This is a genomic window from Streptomyces sp. SM11 (genome assembly GCF_002910905.1).
Classification (GTDB): domain Bacteria; phylum Actinomycetota; class Actinomycetes; order Streptomycetales; family Streptomycetaceae; genus Streptomyces.
In genome coordinates this window covers 35,319-53,767 of record NZ_NEUE01000265.1, presented here as the reverse complement: position 1 = coordinate 53,767, position 18,449 = coordinate 35,319, and the positions used below count along the sequence as shown (strand labels likewise).

Below are 18,449 nucleotides of genomic sequence, written 5' to 3'. Positions count from 1 at the left end.
GGCCCGCGCCGCCCGCCAGGACGTCGAACGCCCCGCAGCGGTGCACCTCGGCCCCCGGCACCGCCACGGTCCGCGGGGTGCCCCCGAACGCACGCGTGACCGCGTCCCGTTCCACCGGGACAGCGGTCACGACCAGCACACGCACGGGTACAGCCTCAGGGTCGAGGACGGGGAGGGGCCGTTCTTCGGGGGCGGGGTCAGTCCTTCTTGAACTCGAACTGCCAGATGCCCGTGAGTTTCTTGCCCTTGGTCTCCACGATGGAGACGTTCGTCTTCTCGGCCGGCTTGCCCGTCTGGCTGGCGAAGAAGGCGCTGCCGGGGATCGTCCGGTAGGTCTTCTCGAACGGCTCCTGCTCGGCCTGCTGGCCGTTGATGAAGAGCGTCCAGCCGTTCTCGGCGATCTCGGGGTCGACGCCGAAGCGGACCTTGTCGTCCATGGAGACCGTGATGGTCTTCTCGGCCTTCTTGTTCAGGCAGCCCTGGATCAGGGACTCCTTGATCGCATTGCCGCCGTTGTAGCAGGCGGCCTCGGAATTCACCGAGTCACTGCCGACCGTCACGGTGGCGAGCGGCGTCGGCTTGTCGCAGGCGGACAGGACAAGGAGTCCCGCGGACACGGCACCAAGAGCGACGCCGATTCGACGGCCCTTACCGGAGAAGAACGCAACGGTCATGGGCCGAAGGCTATCGGTCGCCTCCGCTCATGCCACGCGGGGGTGCGGCGTGCCGCGCCGCGCGGCCCCCAGGAGGCCCCGTACGGACGTGGCCGCGCCGAGCGCGAGAATGCCCGCGGCGACCGACATGCCGAGCACCGCGTTGAGCGGCAGGGCGATGCCGATGCCGCCGCCGACCACCCACGCCATCTGGAGCAACGTCTCGGACCGGGCGAACGCGGAGGTGCGGACCTCCTCGGGCACGTCCCGCTGGATCATCGCGTCGAGCGACAGCTTGGAGAGGGCCTGGGTGAATCCGGCGACCGCGCCGAGCGCGGCGACCAGCACGGTGGAGAAGAACACCGCGGCGAGGACCGCCACGCCGAGCGCGAGACCGAGCACCGTCGCGATGATCACCTCGGGCCCGCGCGCCCGGAGCCAGGAGCCCACCGCCGTACCGCAGGCATTGCCGACGCCCGCCGCCACGCCGACGATGCCGAGCGAGACGGCCGCGCTCTGCCCGGCCAGCGGGTGCTCGCGCAGCAGGAACGCCAGGAAGAAGATGAGGAAGCCGGAGAGGGCCCGGTGCGCGGCGTTGGCCTGGAGCCCGTGCAGCACGGAACCGCCGACGGACCGCAGGCCCGGCGGCCGCTCCTTGGCCGGTTTCTCCCCGTTGCCGCCCCTGCGGAGGCTGGCCCGGGTGCTGCCCGTCCTTCCGCCGGCCGTGCGGGGGGTGGGCCGCGGCACGGCCTCCTCGTGGTGCGGGACGATCAGCCGCGCCCGGCGCTCGCCCTTCGCGGAGTCGACCTTGTGCGGCAGGGTGAAGGCGAGAAAGGTGCCCGTGACGAAGATCGCGCAGGCGCCGTAGAGCGGCCAGGCGGAACCGATCATCTGGAGACCCGCCCCGATCGGGGCCGCCACCCCGGTGGCCAGCAGCCCGGCCAGGGTGACCCGGGAGTTGGCCTTCACCAGGGAGAACTTGGGTGGCAGCAGGCGTGGCACGACCGCGCTGCGCACCACGCCGTACGCCTTCGACGAGACCAGGACGCCCAGTGCGGCCGGATACAGCTCCAGCCCCCCCGTGGCGACCGCGCCCGACATGGTGATCGCCAGCAGCGCACGGGCCAGCATCGCGCCCGCCATCGCGGCGCGGCGGCCGTGCGGCAGGCGGTCCAGCAGCGGGCCGATCACCGGGGCGAGCAGGGTGAAGGGGGCCATCGTGATGGCGAGGTAGAGGGCCACCCGGCCCCGCGCCTCGTCCGTCGGCACCGAGAAGAAGACCGTGGAGGCGAGCGCGACCGTGATCATGACGTCGCCCGCGCCGTTCACCGCGTGCAGTTCGATGAGCTTGCCGAGGCCGGATTCCCCCGCGCCGTGGGCGTGCGTCGCCCTGCGGATACCGCGCGCCGTGCCGGTGAACGGGCTCCGCAGGGCATGGCCCGTCGCCCGCCCCGCCCTGCGGAGCGGGCCGGGACCGTCGTGCGACCTGGTGGCAGTCACCCCGTCATAGTGCCCCAACCCTGGCCGGTATGAACGGTGATCGGGTACGGACGCGCGTGTGACGTACCTGTCGGACGAGCGCGCCGGTACCGCGCCCCGCTGCCTCTCCCGCCGCCTCCTGACCGGGATCGTCGGGAACGGATACGGCACGTTTGGGACGGGCAGGTGGGCGCAGAGCGGCGGAGAGGGTAGCGTGCGTAACGCGCCACCGGCGGTTGTTCTTGGCCGCGCGCCTCTCGGCGATCCCGCAGAATGGGTGGCAGAAGGCGCGCCCGAGGCAGGCACAACGGGTGTGGACGTCGACGCGGCCCCCAGGTCCGCTCCGCCCGCACCTGTCTGGCCGAAACGGCAATCGTGCAGCAGCTGGCGCGCTCGTGAGACTGGCGTATGGAGAGAAGCGAAGACCTGTGAGTGCTGCGACGACGACGCGAAGCCGTACGGCCCGTACCCCCGTTCCCGACCGCCTGTGTGCCGAGGCGGTGGATCTCGCGCGCGCGGCCGCGGAGGAGGCCGCCGCGCCCGGTGTGGTAGGTGAGCACATCGGCGTGGTCTCCGAGGGGGACCGGGTCGTCACCCACTACTTCGAGGCCAAGGAGCCCGGCTACCGGGGCTGGCGCTGGGCGGTGACGGTGGCGCGGGCCTCCCGCGCGAAGAACGTCACCCTGGACGAAACGGTGCTGCTGCCGGGCACCGACGCGCTCCTGGCGCCGGAGTGGGTGCCGTGGAGCGAGCGGCTGCGCCCCGGCGACATGGGCCCCGGCGACCTGCTGCCCACCGAGGCGGAGGACCTGCGTCTGGAGCCCGGCTGGACCGGCGAGGACGAGCCGCCGCCGAACTCCGTCGTCTCCGAGGAGCTGGCCGACGCGGAGGACGCCGAGCTGACCGACCGGCCGGTGGCCGCCACCAGCCGCGGGTCCATCGCCGCGGTCGCGGACGAGCTCGGTACGCGCCGGGCGCGGGTGCTGTCGCGGTACGGGCTGTACGCGGCGGCCGACCGCTGGGACGAGGCGTTCGGCCCGAAGACACCGATGGCCCAGGCGGCCCCGGCGACGTGCGTCAGCTGCGCGTTCCTGATCCCGATGGCGGGCTCGCTGAAGCAGGCCTTCGGGGTGTGCGCGAACGAGTTCGGTCCGGCGGACGGCCATGTGGTGTCGCTGGCGTACGGCTGCGGCGGGCACTCGGAGGCCGCCGTGATGCCGGTGCCGCCGAAGCCGGCGCCGCACGCGATGGACACGATGCGGGTGGACACGTATTCGCTGCGGCCCGAGCGGGACGGGGGCTCCGTGCCGGACGAGGCGGACGGGGCTTCGGAGGACCTGGGCCACTCCTGACGCTCCTGCCCGCTGAGGGGGCCGGGCTCGCGGTGCCCGGGAATCGCGGGGCGTCCCTCCAGCCCGTCCGGCACCTTTCCAGCCGGTCCGGCGTTTGAGGACGGAACCCTTGTCCGGTGGGCGGCTTCCAGAACAGGCGCCTGGCGCGCGGGGCCCCGCGACACCGCGTCGACGGTTCCGTCCTCAAACGCCGGACCGGCTTGGAACGGGTCCGTTCTCGAACGCCGGACGGGCCGGGAATGCCGGGCTTGCCGCTACGGCGGAGGCGGCGCGCGCGGTACCTTCGGGCGCACACCGGGCCGCAGGCATACGCGCCCACCCACCCAGCGGACGGAGTCGAGAGCGTGAGCATGAAGGCGACCGAGGGGGCCGATCCGTTCGGGACGGCACGGCTGCGGCGCGGCGTGCTCGACGCGTGGGGCGCCGGGCCCGCCCGGTTCCGGGAGGACGCCAACGCCGAGGAGGACCTCGCGCTCGGCGGCTACCGCGACCGCCTCGTCGTCGAGCTCGCCCAGAACGCCGCCGACGCCGCCGCCCGCGCGGGCACCCCCGGCCGGCTCCGGCTCACCCTGCACCCCGCCGCCCCCGGCGACCCGGATGGCCGCTGCGTGCTGGCCGCCGCGAACACCGGCGCGCCGCTCGACGCCACCGGTGTGGAGTCCCTGAGTACCCTGCGGGCCTCCGCCAAGCGCGAGGGCCACGAGTCCGCGGTGGGCCGCTTCGGCGTCGGGTTCGCCGCCGTCCTCGCGGTCAGCGACGAGCCCGCGGTACTCGGCCGGCACGGCGGTGTGCGCTGGTCCCTGGCCGAGGCGCGCGAGCTGGCCCGGGAGGCGGTGGTCGGCAGCCCCGGCCTCGGGGACGAGCTGCGCCGCCGCGACGGACACGTACCGCTGCTGCGCCTGCCGCTGCCCGCCGAGGGCTCCGCGCCCGAGGGGTACGACACCGTCGTCGTGCTGCCGCTGCGCGACGGCACCGCCGAGGACCTGGTGGCCCGGCTGCTGGCGGCCGTGGACGACGCGCTGCTGCTCACGCTGCCCGGCCTGGACGAGGTCGTGATCGAGACCCCGGACGGGACGCGGACCCTGAGCCGTTCGGCCCACGGCCCGTACACGCACATCGACGACTCCGCCCGCGGCCTGGGCCGCTGGCGCACCGTTCTCCACCACGGGCCCGTCGAGCCCGCCCTGCTCGCCGACCGGCCGGTCGAGGAGCGGCTGCGCCCGCACTGGTCGGTCACCTGGGCGGTCCCGGTCGACGAGTCGGGCGCCCCGCTCCACCCCCGTACGGCACCGGTCGTGCACGCCCCGACGCCCACCGACGAACCGCTCGGCATCCCCGCCCTGCTCATCGCCTCCCTCCCGCTGGACACCGCCCGCAGGCACCCCGCGCCGGGGCCGCTGACGGACTTCCTGGTGGAGCGGGCGGCCGACGCGTACGCGGAGCTGCTGGGCGCCTGGCGGCCGGTGTCGACCGGGACCATCGACCTGGTGCCGGGGCCCCTCGGCAAGGGCGGCCTGGACGGGGCCCTGCGCGGTGCGATCCTGGCCCGGCTGCCGCGCGTCGCGTTCCTGGAGCCCGCCGCGCCCCGCGATCCCGAGGCCGAACAGAGCTGGGCGGACGACTGGGACCGCGCCGACGCCTCCGAAGCCCCCGCCCCCGGCACCGCCGCCCTGCGCCCCGTCGAGGCCGAGGTCGTCGAGGGGGTCGGGGCCGAGACCGTAGGGGTGCTCGCCGAGGTGCTGCCGTGTCTGCTGCCCGCCGGTCTGGAGCGCCGTACCGAACTGCGTACCCTCGGGGTCGCCCGCGTACCGCTGACCGAGGCCATCGACCGCCTCGCCGGTCTGGAGCGCGACCCCGCGTGGTGGCACCGGCTCTACGACAGCCTCGCGGGCACCGACCCCGACCGTCTCACCGGTCTGCCGGTCCCGCTCGCGGGCGACCCGGACGACGAGCGGGCGGGCCGTCCGCCGCGCACCGCGATCGGGCCACGGCAGATCCTGCTGCCGCTTCCGGACGGGCTCACCGGCCCCGTCCTCGCCCGCCTCTCCCGGCTCGGCCTCAAGGTGGCCCACCCGGACGCCGCGCACCCGCTGCTGGAGAAGCTCGGGGCACTGCCCGCCACGCCCCGCGCCGTGCTGACGACTCCTCAGGTGCGGGCGGCCGTCGCCGGTTCGCTGGACGCGGGGGAGATCTGGGACGAGGACGCGCTCGACGGCGACGAGCTGGCCGAGACCGTGCTCACCCTCGTCCGGGACGCCGAGCTGGCGCCCGGCGACGAGCCGTGGCTCGGCGCGCTCGCCCTCCCCGACGAGGACGGCGAACCGGCCCCCGCCGGTGAACTGGTCCTCCCCGGAAGCCCGTTCGCCCAGGTCATGCGGGAAGGGGAACTCGCCCTCGCCGACCAGGAGCTGACCGACCGGTGGGGTGAGGCGCCGCTCACCGCCTGCGGGGTGCTCGCCACCTTCGCCCTCGTGCGGGCCGCCGACGTCGTCCTGGACCCGGACGAACTGGAGCCCCGCGACAGCGACTTCGCCGAACCCGACGACGCCGGGCTGCTGGACGCCGTCGACGTCTGGTGCGAGGACCTCCTCGACCAGCTGCCCGAGACCCCGGTGCCGCCGGTCGCCACCGAGATCGTCGCCGTACGGGATCTCGACCTGGTCGACGACGACGCCTGGCCGCAGGCGCTCGCGATGCTGGCCCGGCCGCCGCTGCGCGACGCGCTGACGCAGCCGGTGCGGGTGCTGCTGCCGGACGGTACGACGCAGTCCGTGCGCCCGTACACCGCGTGGTGGCTGCGCGACCACCCCGTGCTGGACGGCCGCCGCCCCGCCGGACTGCGCGCGGCGGGCGGCGACCCCCGGCTGGCCGGGCTCTACGACGCGGTGGACGCGACCGGCTTCGACGACACCCAGGTGCTGCGGGCCCTCGGGGTGCGCACCTCGGTCGCCGCACTTCTGGACGAGCCGGGCGGCGCGGCCGAACTGCTGGGCCGGCTCGCCGACGGGGACCGTCCCGTGACCCCCGTGCAACTGCACGCCCTCTACACGGCGCTCGCGGAACTGGAGCCCGACCGGGTGACGTTGCCGGACGAGCTGCGCGCGGTGGTGGACGGGGAGGTGACGGTGGCCGACGCGGCGGACGCCGTGATCGCGGACGCTCCGGACGTGCTGCCGCTGACGGAGGGCCTGCCCCTGCTCCCCGTGGCGCCTGCCCGGGCCGCCGAGTTGGCCGACCTGCTCCAGGTGCGGCGGCTCGGCGAGACGATCGAGGCGGGTGTGACGAGTGAGGGCGAGGAGCACCGCGTACCGGAGTCGGTCCGCGTCCTGCTCGGGGCCGGCACCCCGGAGACGTACCTCGAACACCCCGAACTCCGCGCGGGCGGCGTCGAACTGGACTGGCGCCGCACCCCGGACGGGGTCGTCCACGCCGCGACCCTGGAGGGCGTGGCGGCCGGACTGGCCTGGGCGGCGGGCCAGTGGCCCCGCCGCTTCGAGGTCGCGGCCCTGCTGGAGGACCCGTCCCGTACGGAGGAACTGGCCCGGGACCGCTGGTTCGACTGAGAAGCTCGCCGCCGACGGAACGCGGTGCGGGTCGGGCTGCACGGAAAGGCCGCAGATCCGCACGGCCGTTCATGCTCTCGGCCGCCGGTGACTTCGTCGACGTGGAGCGGCGGCCCGTGACACCGGGACAGCGACGCGCGAGCCCCCGGGAGGCTCGGCCTCCCGGGGGCTCGCGGCTGCCCGCGCCGGGCTACGCCCCGAAGCGCCGCCCCACCCAGCGCCAGGTGAACTCCAGCAGCGCGGCCGCAGCCACCGCGATGCCGACCGCCGTCCACGGCATCGGCGCGCCCACCAGCTTCAGCGCGAAGAAGTCCTGGAGCCACGGCACCACGAGCACGATCAGGAAGCCGAGCCCCATGGCCGCCACCAGGCCGATGCGCCACCAGGTGTACGGGCGGGCGATGATCGCCAGGACCCACATCGAGACCAGGAACAGCGTCAGCGTCGCCGCGCTCGTCTCGGCTTCCAGCGCGCCCTCGCCGCTGTAGTGGTGCCGCGCCACCAGGTACGTCGCGAAGGTGGCCGCCGCCGCGATGACGCCCGACGGGATCGCGTACCGCATCACCCTGCGTACGAAGTGGGGCTGGGCGCGCTCCTTGTTGGGCGCGAGCGCCAGGAAGAACGCGGGGACGCCGATGGTCAGCGTCGACAGCAGGGTCAGGTGCCTCGGCAGGAACGGGTACTCCACCTGGGTGCAGACCACCAGGATCGCCAGCAGCACGGAGTAGACCGTCTTGGTGAGGAAGAGCGTCGCGACGCGGGTGATGTTGCCGATCACCCGGCGGCCCTCGGCGACCACCGAGGGCAGCGTCGCGAAGCTGTTGTTCAGCAGTACGATCTGCGCCACCGCGCGTGTCGCCTCGGAGCCCGAGCCCATCGACACGCCGATGTCGGCGTCCTTGAGGGCCAGCACGTCGTTCACGCCGTCCCCGGTCATCGCGACCGTGTGGCCGCGCGACTGGAGGGCGGCCACCATGTCCCGCTTCTGCTGCGGGGTGACCCGGCCGAAGACCGCGTTCTGTTCCATGGCCGTGGCCATCTCGTCCGGGTCGGTGGGCAGCCGGCGGGCGTCCAGCGTGTTCTCGGCGCCCGCGAGGCCCAGCTTTCCGGCGACCGCGCCGACCGAGACCGCGTTGTCGCCGGAGATGACCTTGGTGGCCACGTTCTGGTCGGCGAAGTAGGCGAGCGTGTCGCCCGCGTCCGGCCGCAGCCGCTGCTCCAGGACGACCAGGGCGGTGGGGGCGGCTCCGGCGGCCGCGCCGGGCGCGTTCAGCTCGCCCCGTGCACGGGCCAGCAGCAGCACCCGCAGGCCCTGTTCGTTGAGGTGCCCGATCTCGGTGAGGGTCGCGTCGCCCTCGGCCAGCAGGACGTCGGGGGCGCCGAGCAGCCAGGCGGTGGCCGTCCCGTCGGCCTCCGTGAACGCCGCGCCGCTGTACTTGCGTGCCGAGGAGAACGGCATCGCGTCGGTGACCGTCCAGCTCTCCGCGTCGCCGCCGCCCGCCGGGTACGCGTCGATGATGGCCTGGAGGCTGGCGTTGGGCCGGGGGTCCGAGGAGCCGAAGGTCCGCAGCACCTGCGTCACGTACGCCGCGTCGCTCCCGTTCAGCGGCCGGACCTCCGTGACGTCCATGCCGCCCTCGGTGAGGGTGCCCGTCTTGTCCAGACAGACCACGTCGACCCGGGCGAGGCCCTCGATGGCGGGCAGCTCCTGCACCAGGCACTGTTTGCGGCCGAGCCGTACGACGCCGATGGCGAAGGCCACCGAGGTCAGCAGGACCAGGCCCTCGGGGATCATCGGGACGATGCCGCCGACGGTCCGTGCGACGGAGTCCTTGAAGTTGTTGTCCTTCACGACCAGCTGGCTGATGATCAGCCCGATCGACGTCGGCACCATCATCCAGGTGACGTACTTCAGGATCGTGCTGATGCCGCTGCGCAGCTCCGAGTGGACGAGCGTGAAGCGCGACGCCTCCTCGGCGAGCTGGGCGGCGTACGCCTCGCGGCCCACCTTGGTCGCGGTGAACGCGCCGCCGCCCGCGACGACGAAGCTGCCGGACATCACCGGGTCGCCCGCCCGCTTGATCACCGGGTCGGCCTCACCGGTGAGCAGCGACTCGTCGATCTCCAGGCTGTCGTCCTCGGCGACCGTGCCGTCCACGACGACCTTGTCCCCGGGGCCCAGTTCGACCAGGTCGCCGAGGACGATCTCGGAGGTGGAGATCTCGGCGGCGACCCCGTCGCGCCGCACGGTCGGCTTCGCCTCGCCGATCAGCGCGAGGCTGTCCAGGGTCTTCTTGGCCCGCCACTCCTGGATGATGCCGATGCCGGTGTTGGCGACGATCACGAAGCCGAAGAGGCTGTCCTGGATCGGCGCGACGAACAGCATGATCACCCAGAGCACGCCGATGATCAGGTTGAACCGGGTGAAGACGTTGGCCCGCACGATCTCGGTGAGGGAGCGCGAGGACCGTACGGGTACGTCGTTGACCTCACCGCGCGCGACCCGCTCGGCGACCTCGGCGGTGCTCAGGCCGTCCGGTCGGTGGGCTGGCGGCGGTGGCTCCATGGGGTGCACGGGATCGAGTTCCGTCCCCGCGTCGATCATGGCCGGCCGGGAGGGTCCGGGGGTCTGCTCCCCGGAGGAATCGAGTGCCCGCTGCGTCATGGATCCGACGGTACGGGGGCGTACGCCGAATCACCCGCCGAAGGGGCGAAGATCCGACCAGGGGAGGACGAAGTCGGTCCCGTGGTCGTACGGAAGCGCCCTGCGGGCTGCGGGACGGAGAGTCAGGCGGTCCGGTCGCTCCGGCTGGTGCGGCCCGCCGGGTCGCCACCCAGCGCGCTGTCCGCCGCCTCGGCCCCGGCGGTGTCCTTGGCCTCGGCGCGGGCCGCGTGCCGCTTGAGGGCGGCGTCGCGCCCGCGGACGTACCAGATCCCGATCAGGCCCAGTCCGGCGCCAGCCAGCGGCGTCCAGACCCACCAGGTGTGGCCGCGGTCGGCGAACCAGCCGTAGAAGGGGAGCTGGGCGAGGAAGAGGACGAACCAGAGGATGGTGCCGCCGACGACGGTGGCGACGACGGGGCCCTCCAGGGGGTCGGGCGCCTCGTGCTTCTGTGTCCACTTCTCCATGCGTTCAGTGTATGGGGACATGTGCGAGCCGCCCGATCGGCTGGTGACGGAGCGGTCGGTGCAAGGGTCTACGCGCGGAGATAGCGATCTTAGCTTGATGTATTCATACTGAATCTGCTTTGGGCTGGCTCGAATTCTTCGTCTGAACGTCCAAATTCGATCACCTTTCGTCCCTCGGCTCCGCCTCCCCTACGTACGACTGAGGTCACCCATGCCCCCCTCGGCCACCGCTCCGGTCGACTCCCCGCCCCCCTCGGCTCCGCAGCCACGGGGCCGTCTGGACCGGTTCTTCAGGATCTCCGAGCGGGGGTCGACCGTTGCCCGTGAGTTCCGCGGCGGGTTCGCCACGTTCTTCGCGATGGCGTACATCATCGTGCTCAACCCGATCATCCTGGGCAGCGCGAAGGACATGTACGGCAACCAGCTGGACAACGGGCAGCTGGTCACCGCCACCGTGCTGTCCGCCGCGTTCTCCACGCTGCTGATGGGCGTCATCGGCAACGTGCCGATCGCGCTCGCCGCCGGCCTCGGCGTCAACACCGTCGTCGCTCTCCAGCTCGCCCCCCGGATGAGCTGGCCGGACGCGATGGGCATGGTCGTCCTCGCGGGCATCGTGGTGATGCTGCTGGTCGCGACCGGGCTGCGGGAACGCGTGATGAACGCCGTGCCGAAGTCGCTCCGCAAGGGCATCGCGATCGGCATCGGCCTCTTCATCCTGCTGATCGGCCTCGTCGACTCGGGCTTCGTCTCGCGCGTGCCGGACGCGGCCCGCACCACCGTGCCGCTCCAGCTCGGCGGCGACGGTCACCTCACCGGCTGGCCGATCCTCGTCTTCGTCCTCGGTGCGCTGCTCACGCTCGCGCTGATCGTGCGCAAGGTGCCCGGCGCGATCCTGATCTCGATCATCGCCATGACGGCCCTCGCCCTGGTCGTCGACGCGGCGGCCGGCCTGCCCGACGGGGCATGGGGTCTGACGACGCCGTCGTGGCCGGGCAACCCGGTCTCCGCGCCCGACTTCGGGCTGCTCGGTGAGGTCAGCCTGTTCGGCGGGTTCGGGAAGGTCGGTCTGCTGACCGGCATCCTGTTCGTCTTCACCGTGCTGCTGTCCTGCTTCTTCGACGCGATGGGCACCATCCTCGGCGTCGGCGACGAGGCCAAGCTGATGGACCAGGACGGCAAGTTCCCCGGCATCAACAAGGTGCTGTTCGTGGACGGCATCGCGGTCGCCTCGGGCGGTGCGACCTCCGCCTCCGCCACCACGTGCTTCGTGGAGTCCACCGCGGGCGTCGGTGAAGGGGCCCGCACCGGACTGGCGAGCGTGGTGACCGGTCTGCTCTTCTCGGTGGCGCTGTTCCTCACACCGCTGGCGACCATGGTTCCGTCGCAGGCGGCCACTCCCGCCCTGCTGGCGGTCGGCTTCCTGATCATCGCGGGCTCGGTGCGGGACATCGACTGGAGCGACTACACGCTCGCGGTCCCGGCGTTCCTCGCGATGGTGATGATGCCGTTCACGTACTCGATCACCAACGGCATCGGCATCGGCTTCGTCGCCTTCTCCGTGCTGCGCCTGGCGGCCGGCCGCGGCCGTGAGGTGCCGGTGGCCATGTACGTGGTGTCGGCGGTGTTCGTCTTCTACTACGCGATGCCGGCGCTCGGCCTCACGTGATCGGTGGCGTCGCGCCCCTCCTGGCGTCCACGGGGGGCGTCACGTCCCTCCTGGAGTCGCCGTAGAACTTCTCGGTGTCCTCGACGGCCGCCGTGAAGCGTTCGTCGAAGTCGTCGCGAATGAGCGTCCGGACCACATAGTCCTGGACGCTCATTCCGCGTTTCGCGGCGTGCTGCCGGAGCCGGTCGAGCAGCTCACCGTCTATCCGCAGGCTGAGCACTGTCGATCCCATGTCCAGCAGGGTCGCCGCCCCGGAGCGCTCCATGCGTCACTTTCCGCTTCCAATTCACTCGTTCGAGTGTGCAATTTTTCGCGCGTGTACCACCAGGTGGTATTTAGTTTGGGTAATGAGTTACGCTAACAAACATGCCTGACCTGATCCACGACGGCGACAGCGCCGCCGCCGTGAGCTCCCTCCGTTCCGCCGTGATGCTGCTGGGCCGACGCCTGAAGCACCAGCGTGTCGACGAGTCGCTGAGCCCCACCGAGATGTCGGTGCTCGGCACCCTTGCCCGTTGCGGCTCGGCCACCCCTGGTGAGCTGGCCCGCAAGGAGCATGTGCAGCCTCCGTCGATGACCCGCATCGTCGCGCTGCTGGAGGCGAAGGGGCTGGTCAGGCTCGAACCGCACCCCGATGACCGTCGGCAGAAGAGGGTCAGCCAGACCGAGCAGGCCGAGGCCATGCTCGCGGAGAGCCGCACCAAGCGGAACGCCTGGCTGTCCCATCTGGCCGAGGGTCTGGACGAGGACGAGTGGGAGACGCTTCGGGCCGCCGCGCCCGTGTTGGAGAAGCTCGCCCACCTGTGACACCTCGGGCGCGCCGGCGGTGACCCGCCGCCGGACCGGAAGCACGTCGTCCGGCCCGGCTCGGATCACCGCCGGAGCGCCCGTCGTCACGTCCTCGTCGGACCGAACGCCGCAGACGCCCGAGGAGGCGAACTCTTTTGAGTACGGGATCCGGAGCAGACTCCGCCCCCGCACCGACTTCCACCCACGAGAGCAAGACCGGCGGGACCTTCTCGTCGCTGAAGATCCGTAACTACCGCCTGTTCGCCACGGGCGCCGTGATCTCCAACACCGGTACCTGGATGTCCCGCATCACGCAGGACTGGCTCGTGCTGAGCCTGACGGGTTCCGCCACCGCCGTGGGCATCACCACGGCCCTGCAGTTCCTGCCGATGCTGCTCTTCGGCCTGTACGGCGGCGTCATCGCCGACCGCCTCCCGAAGCGGCGGATCCTGCTCGTCAGCCAGGCCATGCTCGGCCTGTGCGGTATCGCGCTGGCCGTCCTGACCCTCTCCGGGGTCGTGGAGGTCTGGCACGTCTACCTGGTCGCCTTCCTCCTCGGCATGGTGACCGTCGTCGACAACCCGGCCCGCCAGTCGTTCGTCTCCGAGATGGTCGGCCCCGCACAGCTCCGCAACGCGGTCAGCCTGAACTCGGCGAACTTCCAGTCCGCCCGGCTCATTGGCCCCGCCGTCGCGGGCGTCCTGATCACCACGGTCGGCAGCGGCTGGGCGTTCCTGCTCAACGGCCTCTCCTTCCTGGCCCCGCTCGTCGGCCTGCTGATGATGCGCACGAACGAACTGCACGCCTCGGTGACCGTGCCCCGCGCCAAGGGGCAGCTCCGCGAGGGCCTGCGTTACGTACGGGGGCGCCCCGAGCTGATCTGGCCGATCGTCCTGGTCGGCTTCGTCGGCACGTTCGGCTTCAACTTCCCGATCTGGCTGACCGCCTACGCCGACGAGATCTTCGACGGCGGCGCGGGCATGTACTCGTTCTTCAACATCCTGATGGCGGCCGGTTCGCTGGCCGGCGCACTGCTCTCGGCCCGCCGCCGTTCCACGCGGCTGCGGATGCTGGTGCTCGCGGGCACGGCGTTCGGGCTGCTGGAGATCGCCGCCTCGCTGTCCCCGTCGGTCTGGCTGTTCTCGATCCTGCTGGTCCCGATCGGCATGCTCGGTCTGACGACGAACATCACCGCGAACACGAGCGTCCAGATGGCCGCCGAACCGGAGATGCGGGGCCGGGTGATGAGCCTGTACATGATGGTCTTCGTCGGGGGTACGCCGGTGGGCGCCCCGATCGTCGGCTGGATCAGCGACACGTACGGCGCCCGGACCGGCTTCGCGGCCGGCGGTGCGATCTCGGTGATCGCCGCCCTGGGTGTCGGCTTCGCCCTCGCCCGCGTCGGCGGCTTCCGCCTGAGGGTCGACCTCCGCCCGGGCCGCCCGCACGTCCGCTTCGTACCGCGCGAGCAGCTGACGACAGCGGCGTAGAGCGCCGGATACGGCTGTACGGGGAAACGCCCTCCTCCCGGAGCGACCGGGAGGAGGGCGTTCTTCGTGCGGCGGGGTCAGTCGCGGGGAAAGGCGTCGGTCGCGAGGACTAGGCCGACGACGGTCGAGGTGAGGTCGACCGGGGTGCCGAAGTCGAGGCTCAGGACACTGCGGTACTCGTCTTCCTTCGGGAGGGTGTGCAGGTGCCAGGTGCCGGTGTACGGATCGACGATGAGGTAGACGGGGACACCGGCGAGGGCGTAGGCGGCCTTCTTGGGGCCGTAGTCGTTGGCGGCCGTGCTCCTGGAGATCACCTCGGCGACGAACTCGATGTCCTGGTGGCGCCAGCGGCCGTCCGTGGTCTTGGCCGCGTCCTGTGTGACAGCCGCGACATCGGGGGCGAAGCCGTTGAGAAGGCCGGGGAAGTCGATGCGTACGTCGGTCTTCAGCTGCCGGCGTCCGTAGGTGGTGCGCAACTGCTCCAGGATGTCGAAGATGATCTCCCAGTGCGTGTCCCGCTGCGGCGACATGTGGACGGTCCCCTCGACGATCTCGACCTTGAATCCCTCGGGGACGGGCTCAAGCCACTCGAACATCATGTCCAGGGTGCGCTCGTCGCTGGTGTCGGCCATGTCGATCCTGTCGGTGTCTACGACGGTCATCGTGCCGCTCCTCCCCGCTGTCGCACGGGCGTGCGGGCAGCCGCGTAGTACAACGATAGGCCCGGCGCCCCGGACACGCCCGGACCTGCGAGACTCGCGCGCATGAGCAGCCACAGCTCCGGCCGTCCGCCCACCCAGCGCCTGTTCGCCGCAGTTCTCCGCTGCGGCTGCTCGCCGAGCGCGCCGCCGCAGCCGCCCGGCGGGCCGGGCTGCCGATGGAGGAGCGCCGCCGTTACGCCCCGCACCTCACGCTGGCCCGGAGCCGGGGCGAGGCGGACCTGAGACCGTTCAGCGCGGCGCTGGCGGGGTTCGAGGGGGAGCGCTGGGAGGCCGGGGAGCTGAGTCTCGTACGGAGCGATCTGCCGGTGTCCGGGGTGCCGGGGGAGCGGCCGCGCCACGAGGAGGTGCGAGCCTGGCCGCTGGGACGGTGAGCGGTGCCGTTACGCTCGGAGGGTGGACCCGAAGACCAGAAACCGCATCATGGCGGCCGTGCTCGTGCTGATGTTCGTCGTCGTCGCCGTGGGGGCCGCCCTCGGCGGCTGAGACCGGCGGGCCGCCGGTCGGTGCGTCGTCAGACGGCGGGCCGCCGGGCGGCGTGCCGCGCTGGGCCAGTACCACCGCCCCGACGACTCCGGCCGCGCCGAGCAACTGGAGCGGTCCGAGCGTCTGCCCCATGAAGAAGTAGCCGAGGACCGTCGCGCACAGGGGCGAGGCGAACGACAGGAACGAGGCGGCGAGCGCGGGCAGCCGCGCGAGGCCGTTGAACCACACCACGTACGCGACCAGCGCTCCGATGACGCTCAGGTACGCGAATCCGCCGACATTGCCCCAGGTCAGGCGGTCGGGGAGTGATTCGCTGAGCAGGGTCACGGGCAGCAGGAACAGGCCGCCGGCGGTGAGCTGCCACCCGGTGAACGCGAACAGGGAGACCCCTTCGGGGCGCCCCCAGCGCTTGGTCAGCACCATGCCGCCCGCCATGGACACGGCCCCGAGCAGCCCGGCGGTGACGCCGACGAGATCCAGTCCGGCACCCGGCCGGATCACCAGCAACGCCACGCCGCCGACCGCCAGCACGCACGCGCCGATGTGTACGGGCCGTATCCGGGCGTCAAGCAGCAGCGGGCCGAGGAGCAGCACGATCATCGGCTGGACGGTCATGACGAGGGCCGCCACGCCGCCGGGCAGGTGGTAGGCGGCGAGGAAGAGGAAGTAGAAGAACGCGCCGATGTTCAGCACGCCGAGCACGGCGGCTCGCGCCCACCAGATGCCCCGGGGCAGCACGCGGGTGGCCGCGAGCAGGACGAGCCCGGCGGGCAGGGCCCGTACGGTCGAGGCGAGCAGGGGGCGGTCGGGCGGCAGGAACTCGGTGGTGATCAGGTAGGTCGAGCCCCAGACCGCGGGGGCGAGGGCGGTGACGACGGACGTCGTCACCAGGCGATGGTCGGGCATGTCCGGCTCCGTAACGTCGAACGGGCAGCGGTATCGGCAGGGGTGCCGGGCTTCGCCCCGGGGGCACGCAGCGCATCCGTGCCTGCCTCCGCACACGTATGGGCGTGCGCGTGTGCGGGGGAGGGTGTGTGCGTGGGTTCCGGGACGCGGTCCCTACGGACGTACTTCAGCGTCCGAAGATCTCGCTGAAGCACGAGCCCAGCGGTATGAGCCGGGCGATGTGCAGGTCCTCGCGGTGTGCGGTCCCGGAGCGGTGCCGGGGGCGCCGGGGCGGTAGTGGCGGACGCTGCGGCGGGAGTGGATGACCCGGGTGACCGTGCGGAGGCCGTTGGTGCGGAAGTCGTCAAGGGCGGGACTGCCGGCTGAATGGCTCACCATGGAATCTTTCGATGTCGAACTGTTTGATGGCAGGAAGCTAGCTCATGGCCTAGATTTGCGTCAAACAGTTCGACATCGAATGGTCTGGGGAGTGGAGGGCTGATGGCGGAGCGGCGAGGTGGTGCGCGTCCGCGCGACTCGGTGGACGGCTTCCTGGGCCAGTGGGCCGACCTGAGATCCGATCTGGATCTGGAGGCCATGGGCGCGGTGGGCCGGCTGCTGCGGCTGACCCGGCTCGTGGACAAGGAAGTCAGTGGTTACTTCGCCGAACACGGCATGGAACGCTGGGAGTTCGATGTTCTCGCCACTCTCCGCCGCAGCGCCCGGCCGCTCACGCCGAAGGAGCTCGCCGCGAGCGTCATGGTCAGCTCCGCCGCGTTGACGAACCGGATCGACCGGCTGGACGCCCGTGGTCTGGTCGCCCGGGAAGCCGTGCCCGGCGACCGCCGCAGCCTGCACATCAGCCTCACCGCGGCCGGGCGTGAGCGTGTCGACAGCACGGTGGAGGGCCATGTCCGCAACGAACGCCGGATGCTCGCCGACCTGGACGCGGCGGACTGCGAGGAGCTGAACCGCCTGCTGCGCACACTCCTGATCACCCTGGAGGGCGACCGCTGACAGCCGGGCCGCAGGGGACGCGGTCGCCCCGCGCGTCCCGGGACCCATGCTTGCCTGGAGTGGACTCGAAGGAGTTGGCTTGGGAGTCATGGAGTACACACAGCTCGGACGTACGGGACTCAAGGTCAGCCGGCTCGTCCTCGGGACGATGAACTTCGGCCCGCAGACCAACGAGTCGGACAGCCACGCGATCATGGACTCCGCGCTCGGCGCGGGCCTGAACTTCTTCGACACGGCCAACGTCTACGGCTGGGGCGAGAACAAGGGGCGCACCGAGGAGATCCTCGGCACCTGGTTCGCCCAGGGCGTCGGCCGGCGCGACAAGGTGGTCCTCGCCACCAAGATGTACGGGAACATGGCCGCCGACGGCGATGCCTGGCCGAACCACGACAAGCTCTCCGCCGTGAACATCCGGCGGGCGGTCGACGCCTCGCTCAAGCGTCTCCAGACCGACCACATCGATCTGTACCAGTTCCACCACGTCGACCTGAACACGCCCTTCGACGAGATCTGGCAGGCGATCGACGTCCTGGTCCAGCAGGGCAAGATCCTGTACGCCGGGTCGTCGAACTTCCCCGGCTACAAGATCGCCCAGGCCAATGAGCAGGCGGCCCGCCGGGGTTCGCTCGGCCTGGTCAGCGAGCAGTGCATCTACAACCTCGCCGAGCGCCGCGCCGAGATGGAGGTCATCCCGGCCGCGCAGGACTACGGCCTCGGAGTCATCCCCTGGTCGCCGCTGCACGGCGGGCTGCTGGGCGGCGTCATCAGGAAGACGGCCGAGGGCGGCCGCCGCACCTCGGGCCGCGCGGCCGACGCCCTGGCCGACCCCGCCACCCGCGCCCAGCTCCAGGCGTACGAGGACCTGCTCGACAAGCACGGTCTGGAGCCCGGCGAGGCGGCCCTGGCCTGGCTGCTGACCCGCCCCGGCATCACGGGCCCGATCGTCGGCCCGCGCACCGCCGGCCAGCTGGACAGCGCCTTGCGCGCCCTGGAACTGGACCTCCCGGAGGCCGTGCTCACGGGCCTGGACGAGATCTTCCCGGGGCCGGGGCCTTCGCCGGAGGCGTTTGCCTGGTAGGTCCGGCAGCACCCGGGTGTCCGCTCGGCCGCCGCCCCGATCGAGGGCGGCGGCCGAGCCCTGCTGCGAGACGGGTCCCGCATGAGGGCGCAGTCACGGCAGCCGATCCCCCGCGTACCCGTATTCTCGCGGCGGCGGAGATA

The 18,449-nt window shown here is 72.0% G+C and carries 13 protein-coding genes and 3 pseudogenes; 8 read left to right on the top strand and 8 right to left on the bottom strand.

Features of this window, described 5'->3' with window-relative positions:
* The 3 genes and pseudogenes from B9S58_RS39580 to B9S58_RS28940 all read right to left on the bottom strand — a co-directional run.
* A pseudogene (locus B9S58_RS39580) lies at positions 1–145 on the bottom strand (futalosine hydrolase); the annotation flags it as partial.
* A 52-nt stretch (positions 146–197) separates the two neighbouring features.
* A complete protein-coding gene (locus B9S58_RS28945; protein ID WP_103534924.1) occupies positions 198–674 on the bottom strand; it encodes a DUF2771 domain-containing protein in 477 nt (158 codons plus the stop codon).
* 27 nt (positions 675–701) lie between these two features.
* A complete protein-coding gene (locus B9S58_RS28940; RefSeq protein ID WP_103534923.1) occupies positions 702–2,153 on the bottom strand; it encodes an MFS transporter in 1,452 nt (483 codons plus the stop codon).
* A 407-nt stretch (positions 2,154–2,560) separates the two neighbouring features.
* Between B9S58_RS28940 and B9S58_RS28935 the strand changes: the two genes are divergently transcribed.
* Both B9S58_RS28935 and B9S58_RS28930 read left to right on the top strand, forming a co-directional pair.
* Entirely contained in the window at positions 2,561–3,484 is a 924-nt protein-coding gene (locus tag B9S58_RS28935; protein ID WP_258045118.1) for a DUF3027 domain-containing protein, read from the top strand.
* 350 nt (positions 3,485–3,834) lie between these two features.
* The gene (locus tag B9S58_RS28930) at positions 3,835–7,047 is read left to right on the top strand and encodes a sacsin N-terminal ATP-binding-like domain-containing protein (protein WP_103534921.1); all 3,213 of its coding nucleotides are present in this window, start codon (positions 3,835–3,837) and stop codon (positions 7,045–7,047) included.
* 190 nt (positions 7,048–7,237) lie between these two features.
* Here the strand turns inward: B9S58_RS28930 and B9S58_RS28925 are convergent, their stop codons facing one another.
* Both B9S58_RS28925 and B9S58_RS28920 read right to left on the bottom strand, forming a co-directional pair.
* On the bottom strand, positions 7,238–9,712 hold the full coding sequence (locus B9S58_RS28925) for an HAD-IC family P-type ATPase (RefSeq protein ID WP_103534920.1): 2,475 nt from the start codon (positions 9,710–9,712) through the stop codon (positions 7,238–7,240).
* Between the two features lie 122 nt (positions 9,713–9,834).
* Complete coding sequence (locus B9S58_RS28920) at positions 9,835–10,176, bottom strand: DUF2530 domain-containing protein (RefSeq protein ID WP_103534919.1); 342 nt, start codon at positions 10,174–10,176, stop codon at positions 9,835–9,837.
* Positions 10,177–10,387: 211 nt separating this feature from the next.
* On the opposite strand from B9S58_RS28920, the gene B9S58_RS28915 reads away from it, so the two are divergent.
* Complete coding sequence (locus B9S58_RS28915; RefSeq protein WP_103534918.1) at positions 10,388–11,842, top strand: NCS2 family permease; 1,455 nt, start codon at positions 10,388–10,390, stop codon at positions 11,840–11,842.
* Here B9S58_RS28915 and B9S58_RS28910 read toward each other — a convergent pair.
* On the bottom strand, positions 11,835–12,074 hold the full coding sequence (locus B9S58_RS28910; protein WP_103534930.1) for a hypothetical protein: 240 nt from the start codon (positions 12,072–12,074) through the stop codon (positions 11,835–11,837). The genes B9S58_RS28915 and B9S58_RS28910 overlap by 8 nt on opposite strands.
* A gap of 134 nt (positions 12,075–12,208) precedes the next feature.
* Between B9S58_RS28910 and B9S58_RS28905 the strand changes: the two genes are divergently transcribed.
* Both B9S58_RS28905 and B9S58_RS28900 read left to right on the top strand, forming a co-directional pair.
* On the top strand, positions 12,209–12,649 hold the full coding sequence (locus tag B9S58_RS28905) for a MarR family winged helix-turn-helix transcriptional regulator (protein ID WP_007452526.1): 441 nt from the start codon (positions 12,209–12,211) through the stop codon (positions 12,647–12,649).
* A gap of 137 nt (positions 12,650–12,786) precedes the next feature.
* A complete protein-coding gene (locus B9S58_RS28900) occupies positions 12,787–14,121 on the top strand; it encodes an MFS transporter (protein WP_103534917.1) in 1,335 nt (444 codons plus the stop codon).
* Positions 14,122–14,198: 77 nt separating this feature from the next.
* On the opposite strand, the gene B9S58_RS28895 is transcribed toward B9S58_RS28900, so the two are convergent.
* Positions 14,199–14,783: a Uma2 family endonuclease gene (locus B9S58_RS28895; protein ID WP_103534916.1), complete on the bottom strand. Its 585-nt coding sequence runs from the start codon at positions 14,781–14,783 to the stop codon at positions 14,199–14,201.
* Between the two features lie 161 nt (positions 14,784–14,944).
* Between B9S58_RS28895 and B9S58_RS28890 the strand changes: the two are divergent.
* A pseudogene (locus B9S58_RS28890) lies at positions 14,945–15,214 on the top strand (2'-5' RNA ligase family protein); the annotation flags it as partial.
* 238 nt (positions 15,215–15,452) lie between these two features.
* On the opposite strand, the pseudogene B9S58_RS28885 reads toward B9S58_RS28890, so the two are convergent.
* Positions 15,453–16,232 (bottom strand): annotated as a pseudogene (locus B9S58_RS28885) (EamA family transporter); the annotation flags it as partial.
* Between the two features lie 480 nt (positions 16,233–16,712).
* On the opposite strand from B9S58_RS28885, the gene B9S58_RS28880 reads away from it, so the two are divergent.
* Both B9S58_RS28880 and B9S58_RS28875 read left to right on the top strand, forming a co-directional pair.
* On the top strand, positions 16,713–17,228 hold the full coding sequence (locus tag B9S58_RS28880; protein WP_103534915.1) for a MarR family winged helix-turn-helix transcriptional regulator: 516 nt from the start codon (positions 16,713–16,715) through the stop codon (positions 17,226–17,228).
* Positions 17,229–17,316: 88 nt separating this feature from the next.
* On the top strand, positions 17,317–18,306 hold the full coding sequence (locus B9S58_RS28875; RefSeq protein WP_103534914.1) for an aldo/keto reductase: 990 nt from the start codon (positions 17,317–17,319) through the stop codon (positions 18,304–18,306).
* Positions 18,307–18,449 lie beyond the last annotated feature (143 nt).